Here is a 12,425-nt window from a genome sequence, read left to right as displayed (position 1 = left end):
ATGGCCAAGACCTTATACCAGAAGCTGTACGACGCCCACGTGGTGCACGAAGCGCCGAACGAAACGCCGTTGCTGTATATCGACCGGCACCTGGTGCACGAAGTCACGTCGCCGCAGGCGTTCGACGGCCTGCGCGCCATGGGCCGCAAGGTACGCCAGCCCGGCAAAACCTTCGCCACCATGGATCACAACGTGTCGACCCAGACCAAAGACATCAACGCCAGCGGCGAAATGGCGCGTATCCAGATGCAGGAGCTGATCAAGAACTGCGCGGAATTCGGCGTTTCGCTGTATGACCTGAACCACCCGTTCCAGGGCATCGTGCACGTGATTGGGCCTGAACAAGGCATGACGCTGCCGGGCATGACCATCGTCTGCGGCGACTCGCACACCGCCACCCACGGCGCTTTCGGCTCTCTGGCGTTCGGCATCGGCACCTCGGAAGTGGAGCATGTGCTGGCGACCCAGACCCTGAAGCAGGGCCGCGCCAAAACCATGAAGATTGAAGTGACCGGCGACGCCGCCGAGGGCATTACCGCCAAAGACATCGTGCTGGCGGTGATCGGCAAAACCGGCAGCGCCGGCGGCACCGGCCACGTGGTGGAATTCTGCGGCAAGGCGATCGAAGCGTTGAGCATGGAAGGCCGCATGACCCTGTGCAACATGGCGATCGAAATGGGCGCCAAAGCCGGATTGGTGGCGCCGGACGACACCACCTTCGCCTACCTGAAGGGGCGCCAGTTTGCGCCAACCGGCGAAAACTGGGAGCAGGCGGTCGCTTACTGGCGTACGCTGAAGTCCGACGCCGACGCCCAATTCGATACCGTAGTGACGCTGCACGCCGAAGAGATCGCGCCGCAGGTCACCTGGGGCACCAACCCCGGCCAGGTGATCGCCGTCAATCAGGCGATCCCGGCGCCGGAATCGTTCAGCGATCCGGTCGAGCGCGCCTCCGCCGAGAAAGCGTTGGCCTACATGGATTTGAAACCGGGCATCAAATTGACCGAGGTGCCGATCGACAAAGTGTTCATCGGCTCCTGCACCAACTCACGCATCGAAGATCTGCGCGCGGCGGCGGCTATCGCCAAGGGGCGCAAGGTCGCCAGCGGCGTGCAGGCTATCGTAGTGCCTGGCTCCGGCCCGGTGAAGGCCCAGGCGGAAGCCGAAGGGTTGGACAAAATCTTTATCGAAGCCGGTTTCGAATGGCGTTTGCCGGGTTGCTCGATGTGCCTGGCGATGAACAACGACCGCCTGAATCCGGGCGAGCGCTGCGCATCCACCAGCAACCGTAACTTCGAAGGGCGTCAGGGCCGCGGTGGGCGCACCCACCTGGTCAGCCCGGCGATGGCCGCCGCGGCCGCCGTCGCCGGTCACTTCGCCGACATCCGTGATATTCACTAAGGGGCTAACGTGGCTAAATTTACTCAACATACCGGCTTAGTGGTGCCTTTGGATGCGGCCAACGTCGACACCGACGCCATTATTCCCAAGCAGTTTTTACAGAAGGTCACCCGCACCGGTTTCGGCCAGCACCTGTTCAACGACTGGCGCTTCCTCGACGACGCCGGCCAGCAACCGAACCCGGAGTTCGTGCTGAACAAACCGCGCTATAAAGGCGCCAGCATCCTGTTGGCGCGCGAAAACTTCGGCTGCGGCTCCTCGCGCGAACACGCCCCCTGGGCGCTGACCGACTACGGTTTCAAAGTGGTGATCGCGCCGAGCTTCGCCGATATCTTCTACGGCAACTCGTTCAACAACCAGCTGTTGCCGGTGACGCTGAGCGAGCAGCAGGTGGACGAGCTGTTCAAACTGGTGGACGCCAACGAGGGAACAGAGTTCGTGGTGGATCTGGAGAACCAGACGGTCAACGCCGGCGGCAAAAGCTATCCGTTCGAAATAGACAGCTTCCGCCGCCACTGCATGATCAACGGACTGGACAGCATCGGCCTGACGCTGCAGCACGAAGCGGACATCTCCCGCTACGAAGCGCAGCAGCCGGCATTTCTGAACTGATCCCTTTCACCCGCCGCCCGGCGGGTGAATTTTTTCCTCACCAGTAGCCCAGCAGCTTCCACCATGCCCCGCCGATCAGCATCCAGATCAGCAGGTTAACCACGCTCATCACCCATCCCGCTTTCCACCACTCCCCCAGCGTCACATAGCCGGAGCCGAAGATGATCGGCGCGGTGCCGGTGCCGTAATGGGTCAGCGACATCATCAGCGAAGAAGAGAACGCCAGGATCAGGCCCAGCAACGCCGGCGGCGCCCCGAGCGCGATGCCGGCGGCGAAGAAGGCGGCGAACATCGCCGTCACGTGCGCGGTGGTGCTGGCGAAGAAATAGTGAGAATACAAATAGATAATGGTCAGCAAGATCGTGCCGCCCACCCAACTCATGCCCATACGGTCGATGCCGTTGCCCACGGTTTGCGACAGCCAGCCTATTAGCCCCAGCTTGCCGAGGAAACTGGCCATCATCACCAGCGCCGAGAACCACACCACGGTATCCCAGGCGCCTTTATGTTTCAGCACGTCCTCCCAGCTCAGCACCCCGGTGGCCAGCAGCACCGCCAGGCCGATCAGCGCCGCCGTGGTGGGATTAACCGCCAGCGCCGGGCCGAAGATCATCGCCGGGATGCCGGCCCATAGCACCAGCAGCAGTGCGAACACCCCGAGGGTGATTTTTTCTGGCAACGTCACCGGCCCCAGCGCCTGCAGTTTTTCGCGAGCGAAGCGCGGCGCGTCCGGCGTACTTTTCACCTCGGGCGGATACAGCAGGTAAATAACCAGCGGCATCACGATCAGCGAACACAGCCCCGGCACCAGGGCGGCGACCGCCCACATCGACCAGGACAGCTCGAAGCTGCCGTGGGTGCCCTTGGCGATCAGGCTGACGATCAGCGGGTTAGGCGCCGTGGCGGTGATAAACATCGCCGAGGTGACCGGGTTGATGTTGTAGTTCACCAGCGACAGATAGCGGCCAATCTTGCCGGAGGTATTAAGTTCGGGTTTAGAGCCGAAGCTGTCGGCGATCGACTTCATGATCGGGTGAATGATGCCGCCGCCGCGCGCGGTATTGCTCGGCGTCACCGGCGCCAGCGTGGTTTCCGCCAGCGTCAGCGCGTAGGCGATGCCCAGCGTTTTCTTGCCGAACAGCGAGATGAAATAGTAGCCGATGCGCGCGCCCAGTCCGGTTTTGTTCAGGCTGAGGGAGATCATGATCGAAAAGCCGATCAGCCAGATCAGCTGGTTGGAGAAGCCGCTGAGGGCGTCGTCCAGCGCCGCGCCCGGCTTGCCGGGGTTGGTGACGCCGGTCACCGCCACCAGAGCGATGGCGATCACCGAGACCGCGCCGATCGGCATCGCCTTGCCGATGATGGCGATGATGGTACCGATAAACAGCGCCAGCAGCTGCCAGGCGTTGGGCGCAACGCCTTCGGGGACGGGAATGAGGAACCAGATGATCAGCGTGGCGGCGAGCGCGCACAGGGAAGGAAGCGGTTTGAGCGGTGTGAGTTTATCCATAACGTTCCCACTGTTCTAAACAACGAGGCGGCGTCTCAATAGCGAGACGGGCGTGGACGCAACGATCGCGCTCCATATGCCTTCAGCTTGGGCGTCCGGTTTAGCATTCTCAATGACTTGCATCAAGAATGCCGCCGTTTGACCTCACACTTCACGCACTTTGGCGCTCATCCAGAGCGCCGCCAGCGCCAGCAGCGCCGCCAGCCAGTACACCGAGTAGTGACCGAGGTTCTCCACCAGCGCGCCCTGCAGCACCCCGGCCAGGATCACCCCGGTGGAGATGCTGTTGGTGAACAGCGTGGTGGCGACGCCCGGTCGACCCGGCATCAAATCTTGAAAATAGAGCATGCCGATACCGGCGACGATGCCGATAAACACCGCGTTGAGCAGCTGCAGAGCGAGTAGGGCCGGCTTGGTCGCCAACATCGTCAGCCCAAGGTAGAACAGCACGCCCGCCGTCACCGCCAACAGCATCATATTGCGTTTGCCGAAGCGCTTGACGTAGTAACCGGCCAGCAGCATCGCCGGGATTTCCAACCCGGCGGCGGTGCCCATCAACACGCCGGCCAGCCCTTCCGGCAGCCCGAGATCGGCGGTGATATACAGCGGCATGTCGATGATGTACAGGGTGTTGCAGGTCCACATCAGCATCGAAGCGATGAACAGCAGCCGCACGTCGCGATTGCGCCAGGCGCCGGCGGGCGCGATCGGCGCAGAGGCACCGCCATGCAGCTCATTGCGCTCCGCCGCGCGCGGCACCGATGGCAACGTGAACCACACCAGCAGCGCGCAAATCACGAAGGTGGCGGCGGCGATCAGAAACATCACGGTGAACCCATAATTCAGCGCCAACGCAAACGACAGCGGCGGGCCAATCACCCACGCCAGCGAAAGCTGGGCACGCATGACCGAACTGAACATCGCCACTTCACGCGCCTCGCTGTCGGCGTATTCACGCGCCAACGCGAAAATCTGCGGCATGCCGGTGTTGGCGATCGCCGACAGCAACACCCCGGCGGTGATCAGCGTTAGATAATCGCGATTGAAAGCGAACAACAGACAGTTGCCGACCGCCATCAGGCAGCACAGCAGGATCAACCGGCGTCGATCGCCGCGGGTGTCGGAGCGCTTGGCCAGCAGGAAGCTGACCAGAATGCCGGCCACCGCATTGGCGGTATAAAACAGCCCGACCCACAACGGCCGCACTTTCACCTCGGTGGTCAGAAACAGGCTGAGCGTCGGCGTCAGCAACGCGCCGGCGATGCCGGAAAGAAAAGCGATCAGCAGGAATGCGGCAAAGATGGGGTTGATGCGCAGTGTCAGCCGGCTCAAGCGTTGCATATCGTCTTCCCTGACCTCAAAACGAAAGTGAAACCTTAGGCCACGGCGAGAAAAATGCAAGCGCATCGCCCTGACCAGGCATAAAAAAACCAGTGGGTCCCCCCACTGGCTGGTGAAACAGCACCATTACTCAGAAACTTGTCGCCGCAGCCCCTACAGGTGCTCGCGGTACTGCTTGTCGGTCATCTCTTTGATGTCCCATTGCGTCAGGTGCGCCAGCATCGCCAGCCGCGCCTGTTCGGGCACCACGCTCAGCCAGTCGGCATGCTGACGGCGCACCGCGCGGAAATAGCGCTGATAGAACTGTTTGGATAAGAAAGCTTTCATCATTACGCCCTCCCCTTTCATTGATGAAAATTATCGGCGTAATATAGGGAAAGAAAAATTGACGACTTGAGGCGGGAGTGTTCCTCTTTTATGTCCACGTCCAGATTGCAGCAGCAGTTCATCCGTCTGTGGCAGCGCTGCCACGGTGAAACCACCGACACCACGCTGCAGGCGCTGGCGGAGGCGCTCAGCTGCTCGCGGCGGCACGTGCGCTCCCTGCTGAGCGCCATGCAGCGGGAGGGTTGGCTCACCTGGCAGGCGGAATCGGGGCGCGGCAAACGTTCGCGGCTCACCTTCCATTACACCGGCCTGGCGCTGCAGCAACAGCGGGCCGAGGAGCTGCTGGAACAGGATCGCATCGATCAGTTGGTGCAACTGGTGGGCGACAAAGACGTAGTGCGTCAGATGCTGCTGTCGCAGCTGGGGCGCAGCTTCCGCCAGGGGAAACACATCCTGCGGGTGCTCTACTACCGGCAGCTGTACAACCTGCTGCCCGGCTCGGCGCTGCGGCGTTCGGAGACCCATTTGGCGCGCCAGATCTTCAACGGCCTGACGCGCATAAATGAGGAAAACGGGGAACTGGAGTCCGACCTGTCCCACCATTGGCAAATGCTGACGCCGCTGCACTGGCGGTTTTACCTGCGCCCGGCGATCCATTTTCACCACGGCCGCGAGTTGGAGATGGCGGACGTCATCAGTTCGCTTTCGCGTCTGACCTCGCAACCGCTGTTCTCGCATATCGAAAGCGTCACCTCGCCGACGCCGTTCGTTGTCGACGTGCATCTGCGCAGCGCCGATCACTGGCTGCCCTGGCTATTAGGCAGCGTACACGCCATGATCCTGCCGCGCGAATGGCGCGAGCTGCCGGACTTCGCCCGCCATCCGATCGGCACCGGCCCCTACCGCGTGGTGCGCAATCTCCCCAGCCAGATGAAGATCCACGCCTTCGACGACTATTTCGGCTACCGGGCGCTGATCGATGAGGTGAATATCTGGGTGCTGCCGGAATTCTCCGAAGAGCTGGTGCACTCAGGCGTACAGCTGCAGGGCGATGAAACCGCCAACAATGAACTGGAAAGCCGGCTGGAAGAGGGCTGTTATTTCCTGCTGTTCGATCGGCGCTCCCCATTGGCGGCCGATCCCGCCATTCGCAGCTGGCTGTGCGAATTGATCAATCCCATTTCGCTGCTGAGCCACGCCGGGCCGCTCTATCAGCGCTACTGGTCGCCGGCGTACGGCCTGCTGCCGCGCTGGCACCACAACCGCGCGCTGGCGCAGCAGCCCAAGCCGCCGGGTCTGACCGAACTGACGATGACCCACTTCAATGAGCATTCGGAGTTTCACGCCATCCGTCAGGCGATCGAGCCGCTGCTGGCGCAGCACGGCATCCGCCTGATCGTGCAAAGCGTGGACTACGCCACCTGGCACCAGGGGGACGCGCGCAGCGATCTGTGGCTCGGCAGCGCCAACTTCTATCTGCCGCTGGAGTTTTCGCTGTTCGCCACACTGTATGAACTGCCGCTGATGCAGCACTGCATGAACGAGGATCTGGCGCAGGACGCCGCGCTGTGGCGAGCCAACCGCCTGCCGCTGGCGGAGTTTTGCCAACGTCTGGTCAGCGATCATCAACTGCATCCGCTGTTCCACCACTGGCTGCAGCTGCACGGCCAGCGCAGCATGCGCGGCGTGCGAATGAACACCCTCGGCTGGTTCGACTTCAAGTCCGCCTGGTTTGCCCCACCGGAGGCATAAGCGCCTTTCGTCAAGGCCGGTTAATCTTTACAATAGCGCCGTCTCAACGGGGTGCGGAAATTCGCTGCGTATCACACGCCCGATTTTCCGCTGAGAGCACACCCGTCGAACCTGATCCGGTCAATACCGGCGGAGGGATTTGAGCCCAGCGAACCGGCGACGCCGCCTCGCCCCCTCAGATGCCCTTGCCCCCTTATTTCTCAGGAGAGCAACGTGGTCAAAAAATATCTGCCCTGCTTATTGCTGCTGTGCGCCGCGCCGGTGTTCGCCAAGCCAACGCTGACGGTTTACACCTACGATTCCTTCGCCGCCGACTGGGGCCCTGGCCCGGCGGTGAAGAAAGCCTTCGAGGCCGAGTGCGACTGTGAACTGAAGTTCGTCGCGCTGGAAGACGGCGTCTCGCTGCTGAACCGCCTGCGCATGGAGGGCAAGAACAGCGCCGCCGACGTGGTGCTGGGGTTGGACAACAACCTGCTGCAGGCGGCGCAGCAAACCGGCCTGTTCGCGCCGAGCGGCGTCGACAGCGCCAAACTGACGGTGCCGGGCGGCTGGCAGGACGCGACCTTCGTGCCTTACGATTACGGGTACTTCGCCTTCGTCTACAACAAAGAAAAACTGAAGAACCCGCCGAAAAGCCTGCAGGAGCTGGTCAGCAGCGATCGCAACTGGAAAGTGATCTACGAAGATCCGCGCACCAGCACGCCGGGGCTCGGCCTGCTGCTGTGGATGCAGAAAGTGTATGGCGACAAGGCGCCGGCCGCCTGGCAGCAGTTGGCGAAGAAGACCGTCACCGTCACCAAAGGCTGGAGTGAAGCCTACGGCCTGTTCCTGAAAGGCGAAGGCGATCTGGTGCTCAGCTACACCACCTCTCCCGCCTACCACCTGATCGCAGAGAAAAAAGACCTCTACGCCGCCGCCATGTTCAGCGAAGGCCACTACCTGCAGGTGGAAGTGGCCGGCAAGCTGAAGGCCGCCAAACAACCCGAACTGGCGGAGCGTTTCATGCAGTTCATGGTGACGCCGGCATTCCAGAACACCATTCCGACCGGCAACTGGATGTACCCGGTGATCAACACTCCGCTGCCCGTCGGCTTTGAACAGATGAACGTACCGCATACCGCGCTGCAGTACAGTGCCGAAGAGGTGGCCACACAACGCGGCGGCTGGATCCGGGCATGGCAAACCGCCGTCAGCCGCTGATCCCCCGCTGGCTCTGGCCGGGGCTGCTGGCCGCCGGCGTGATCCTGCTGGTCGCCGCGCTGGCGATGGGGTCGCTGTGGCGTCACGCGCCGGACAGCGACTGGCGCGGCCTTTGGCAGGACAGCTATCTGTGGCACGTGGTGCGCTTCACCTTTTGGCAGGCGCTGCTGTCGGCGCTGATCTCGGTGCTGCCCGCCATCCCGCTGGCGCGCGCGCTCTATCGCCGCCGTTTCCCCGGCCGGCAACTGCTGCTGCGGCTGTGCGCCATGACGCTGGTGCTGCCGGTGTTGGTGGCGGTATTCGGCCTGCTCAGCGTCTATGGGCGCCAGGGCTGGCTGGCGACGCTGTGCGGCTGGCTGGGCGTGGAGTATGGCTTCTCGCCTTACGGCCTGCAGGGCATTCTGCTGGCGCACCTGTTCTTTAACCTGCCGCTGGCGACCCGCCTGTTGCTGCAGGCGCTGGAGAATATTCCGGTGGAACAGCGCCAATTGGCCGCCCAACTGGGCATGAGCGGCTGGCAGCAGTTCCGCTTCGTCGAATGGCCGGCGCTGCGCCGCCAAATCCTGCCGAGCGGCGCGCTGATCTTCATGTTGTGCTTCGCCAGCTTCGCCACCGTGCTGTCGCTGGGCGGCGGGCCGCAGGCCACCACCATCGAACTGGCGATCTACCAGGCGCTGAGTTACGACTACGATCTGGGACGCGCCGCCATGCTGGCGCTGATCCAGCTGGGCTGTTGTCTCGGGCTGGTGTTGATCAGTCAGCGCCTGAGCCAGGCATTGCCGGTGGGGCATACCCACGCCCAGCGCTGGCGCAATCCGGAAGACAGCCTGTGGCGACGCATCGGCGATTCCCTGCTGATCGCCGCCGCGCTGTTGCTGTTGCTGCCGCCCTTGCTGGCGGTGATCGCCGATGGCGCCAACCAGGCTATCCTCAGCGTACTGCGCCAGCCAGTGCTGTGGCAGGCCCTGTTCACGTCGCTGCGCATCGCCCTCGGCGCCGGGCTGCTGTGTGTGGCGCTCACCCTGATGCTGCTGTGGAGCAGCCGCGAGTTGAAGCTGCGGCAGCAGCTGCGCGGCGGCCAGGCGCTGGAGCTGAGCGGCATGGTGATCCTGGCGATGCCGGGCATCGTGCTGGCCACCGGCTTCTTCCTGCTGCTGAGCGATACCATCGGGTTGCCGCAGTCGCCCTATGCGCTGGTGATCCTCACCAATGCGCTGATGGCGGTGCCCTATGCGCTCAAGGTGTTGGAGAATCCGATGCGCGACCTCGCCGAACGTTACAACCCGCTGTGCCTGTCGCTGGATATCCGCGGCTGGCAACGGCTGCGGCTGATTGAGCTGCGCGCCTTGCGCCGCCCGCTGGCGCAGGCGCTGGCCTTCGCCTGCGTGCTGTCGATCGGCGATTTCGGCGTGGTCGCCTTGTTTGGCAACGAGCATTTCCGTACCCTGCCTTTTTATCTGTATCAGCAGATTGGCGCCTACCGCAGCCATGACGGCGCGGTGACCGCGCTGCTGTTGCTGCTGTTATGCTTCCTGCTGTTTACCCTGATCGAACGCTTACCGAGCCGCCATGCTGACGCTTGAAAAACTGACCTATCTGTATGACCACCTGCCGATGCGCTTTGACCTGCGCATCCAGCCGGGCGAGCGCGTCGCGGTGCTCGGCCCCAGCGGCGCCGGCAAAAGCACCTTGCTGAGCCTGATCGCCGGTTTTCTGCCGGCGGCCAGCGGCCGGCTGCTGCTGAACGGTGAGGATCACACCGCCACACCGCCGGCCAAACGGCCGGTGTCGATGCTGTTTCAGGAAAACAATCTGTTCGCGCACCTGACGGTGGCGCAGAACATCGGATTGGGGTTGGATCCCGGCCTGCGCTTGAACGCGCAGCAGCGCCAACAGCGGGCGCAAATCGCCCGGCAAGTCGGCCTGGAAGAGCATCTGGAACGCCTGCCGTCGCAACTTTCGGGCGGCCAGCGTCAGCGCGCCGCGCTGGCGCGCTGTTTGATTCGCCAGCGGCCGATCCTGCTGCTCGACGAACCCTTCTCGGCGCTCGACCCGGCGCTGCGCAACGAGATGCTGCAACTGCTGCGGACGGTGTGCGAACAGCGCAACCTGACGCTGCTGATGGTATCGCACAACCTCGACGACGCCGCGCGCATCGCGCCGCGCACGCTGCTGGTGGTCGACGGCCGCATCTACTACGACGGCCCGACGCAGGCCCTGCTGGACGGCAGCGCGCCCGAAGCGCGCGTGCTGGGCATTTCGGGTAAAGCGTGATCTGACGCTCGTTTTTTATGCTGCGCCAATAAACCTGTTGTGCGAATTTTGCGCCTGTGTTTTTATAAAAACCTGACTTTTTTTACTGATGATAAGGTTCCCTGTGATCGCATCCTCGCTGACTTCGACCCTACTAGTTACCGCGCTACCAGCCGCGGTGGTCGTCGTGCGTGTGGTGGTGGTCGTCGGCAATGCGCCGTAGGGTCCGAATCAACGCATCGATTCCCAAACCCCGCCGGCGCAAACCGGGCGGGGTTTCTTGTTTTAGCACCCTGCCCAGCAAAGCTCACCGGCCTTGAGAAAGGACAGGAACATGGCAACTTCGGGCACGCCTCAACCGGGCACCAGCTTTACCGGCGCACAATTGATCGTTCATCTGCTGGAGCGTCAGGGCATCACTACCGTCGCCGGCATTCCCGGCGGCGCCGCGCTGCCGCTGTATGACGCGCTGAGCCAAAGCACCCGCATTCACCACGTGCTGGCGCGCCACGAACAGGGCGCGGGCTTTATGGCGCAGGGTATGGCGCGCGCCAACGGCAAGGCGGCGGTGTGCATCGCCTCCAGCGGGCCGGGCGCCACCAACCTGGTTACCGCCATCGCCGACGCCAAGCTCGATTCCATTCCGCTGGTGTGCATCACCGGGCAGGTGCCCTCCTCAATGATCGGCACCGACGCTTTCCAGGAAGTGGACACCTACGGCATTTCCATCCCGATCACCAAGCACAACCATCTGGTGCGTGATATCCGCGAGCTGCCACAGGTGATCGGCGACGCGTTCCGCATCGCCGAGTCAGGCCGCCCGGGCCCGGTCTGGATCGATGTGCCGAAAGACGTGCAAACCGCCACCATCACGCTGGAAGAGCTGCCGCCGATCGCCGTGCCGGACGCCGCCCCGAGCTTCGATCCGGCACTGGTTTCGCAGGCCGCCGCGATGATCAATCAGGCAAAACGCCCGATCCTTTACCTGGGCGGCGGCATCATCTGCGCCGACGCCCACCGGCAGGCGCTGGAACTGGCCGAGCGCGCCAGCCTGCCCACCACCATGACGCTGATGGCGCTGGGCGCGATGCCGGTGGAACACCCGCTGTCGCTGGGCATGCTGGGCATGCACGCGGCGCGCAGCACCAACTTCATTCTGCAGGAGGCCGATCTGCTGATCGTGCTGGGCGCGCGTTTCGACGACCGGGCAATCGGCAAAACCGAGCAGTTCTGCCCTAACGCCGCCATCATTCACGTGGATATCGATCGCGCCGAGCTGGGCAAGGTCAAACAGGCCAACGTGGCGATCCATGCCGACGTCGGCCAGGTGCTGCAACAGTTGCTGCCACAGATCGACACGCAGCCGCGCAGCGCGTGGCTGAACACCGTCAATGACCTGAAGCGCGAATTCCCGTTCAACATGCCGAACGCCGACGATCCGCTGAGCCATTACGGCCTGGTATTGGCCGCCGCGCGCTGCGTGGACGATAACGCCATCATCACCACCGACGTGGGCCAGCATCAGATGTGGGTGGCGCAGGCCTATCCGCTGAGCCGGCCGCGCCAGTGGCTGACTTCGGGCGGCCTGGGCACCATGGGCTTCGGCCTGCCGGCGGCGATCGGCGCGGCGTTGGCGGAGCCTGAGCGCAAAGTGCTGTGCTTCTCCGGTGACGGCAGCCTGATGATGAACATTCAGGAAATGGCCACCGCGGTCGAGCACGATCTGGACGTGAAAATCATTTTGATGAACAACCAGGCGCTGGGGCTGGTGCACCAGCAGCAAACCCTGTTCTACCAGCAGCGCATCTTCGCCGCCGCCTATCCGAAGCGCACCGACTTCCTGAAAATCGCCGCCGGATTCGGGTTGGATACCTGCGATCTGAATGCTGCGGAAGATCCGCAGGCGGCGCTGGCCGAGGCGATCCAACGACCGGGCCCCTGTCTGATCCACGCGCTGATCGATATTAATGAAAAAGTGTTTCCGATGGTGCCGCCGGGCGCCGCCAACATCGACATGATTGGAGAATAA

The 12,425-nt window shown here is 63.0% G+C and carries 11 protein-coding genes and 1 riboswitch; of the genes, 8 read left to right on the top strand and 3 right to left on the bottom strand.

Annotated features, from left to right (window positions below):
- Together leuC and leuD are read left to right on the top strand one after the other, a co-directional pair.
- Positions 1-1,401 carry a 3-isopropylmalate dehydratase large subunit gene (gene leuC / locus ACRAWE_RS20040; RefSeq protein WP_044029698.1) on the top strand — a complete coding sequence of 467 codons (1,401 nt, stop codon included), beginning with the start codon at positions 1-3 and terminating at the stop codon, positions 1,399-1,401.
- A 9-nt stretch (positions 1,402-1,410) separates the two neighbouring features.
- The gene (gene leuD / locus ACRAWE_RS20035) at positions 1,411-2,013 is read left to right on the top strand and encodes a 3-isopropylmalate dehydratase small subunit (protein ID WP_025159634.1); all 603 of its coding nucleotides are present in this window, start codon (positions 1,411-1,413) and stop codon (positions 2,011-2,013) included.
- Positions 2,014-2,050: 37 nt separating this feature from the next.
- Here the strand turns inward: leuD and ACRAWE_RS20030 are convergent, their stop codons facing one another.
- From ACRAWE_RS20030 to sgrT, 3 genes are all read right to left on the bottom strand, one after another.
- Positions 2,051-3,523, bottom strand: coding sequence for a DASS family sodium-coupled anion symporter (locus ACRAWE_RS20030; protein WP_432525804.1), 1,473 nt, complete (start codon positions 3,521-3,523; stop codon positions 2,051-2,053).
- A 144-nt stretch (positions 3,524-3,667) separates the two neighbouring features.
- Entirely contained in the window at positions 3,668-4,864 is a 1,197-nt protein-coding gene (locus tag ACRAWE_RS20025) for a sugar efflux transporter (protein WP_019455055.1), read from the bottom strand.
- Positions 4,865-5,017: 153 nt separating this feature from the next.
- A complete protein-coding gene (sgrT, locus tag ACRAWE_RS20020; protein ID WP_019455054.1) occupies positions 5,018-5,194 on the bottom strand; it encodes a glucose uptake inhibitor SgrT in 177 nt (58 codons plus the stop codon).
- A gap of 87 nt (positions 5,195-5,281) precedes the next feature.
- Between sgrT and sgrR the strand changes: the two genes are divergently transcribed.
- From sgrR to ilvB, 6 genes are all read left to right on the top strand, one after another.
- Positions 5,282-6,943, top strand: a complete 1,662-nt coding sequence (sgrR, locus tag ACRAWE_RS20015; RefSeq protein ID WP_063918150.1) for an HTH-type transcriptional regulator SgrR — start codon at positions 5,282-5,284, stop codon at positions 6,941-6,943.
- A 37-nt stretch (positions 6,944-6,980) separates the two neighbouring features.
- Positions 6,981-7,099: riboswitch (TPP riboswitch) on the top strand.
- A 57-nt stretch (positions 7,100-7,156) separates the two neighbouring features.
- Positions 7,157-8,143, top strand: coding sequence for a thiamine ABC transporter substrate binding subunit (thiB, locus tag ACRAWE_RS20010; protein WP_197667720.1), 987 nt, complete (start codon positions 7,157-7,159; stop codon positions 8,141-8,143).
- Positions 8,119-9,726: a thiamine/thiamine pyrophosphate ABC transporter permease ThiP gene (gene thiP / locus ACRAWE_RS20005; protein WP_432525802.1), complete on the top strand. Its 1,608-nt coding sequence runs from the start codon at positions 8,119-8,121 to the stop codon at positions 9,724-9,726. Before thiB ends, thiP begins: the two co-directional genes overlap by 25 nt.
- A complete protein-coding gene (gene thiQ / locus ACRAWE_RS20000; RefSeq protein WP_063918147.1) occupies positions 9,713-10,417 on the top strand; it encodes a thiamine ABC transporter ATP-binding protein ThiQ in 705 nt (234 codons plus the stop codon). The genes thiP and thiQ overlap by 14 nt, the downstream gene beginning before the upstream one ends.
- A gap of 88 nt (positions 10,418-10,505) precedes the next feature.
- A complete protein-coding gene (gene ivbL / locus ACRAWE_RS19995) occupies positions 10,506-10,619 on the top strand; it encodes an ilvB operon leader peptide IvbL (protein ID WP_154747116.1) in 114 nt (37 codons plus the stop codon).
- 111 nt (positions 10,620-10,730) lie between these two features.
- Complete coding sequence (ilvB, locus tag ACRAWE_RS19990) at positions 10,731-12,425, top strand: acetolactate synthase large subunit (protein WP_019455049.1); 1,695 nt, start codon at positions 10,731-10,733, stop codon at positions 12,423-12,425.

The sequence above is a fragment of the Serratia sp. BFP-2025 genome (genome assembly GCF_050880365.1).
Classification (GTDB): domain Bacteria; phylum Pseudomonadota; class Gammaproteobacteria; order Enterobacterales; family Enterobacteriaceae; genus Serratia; species Serratia surfactantfaciens.
This window is presented reverse-complemented; position numbering and strand designations above follow the sequence as displayed.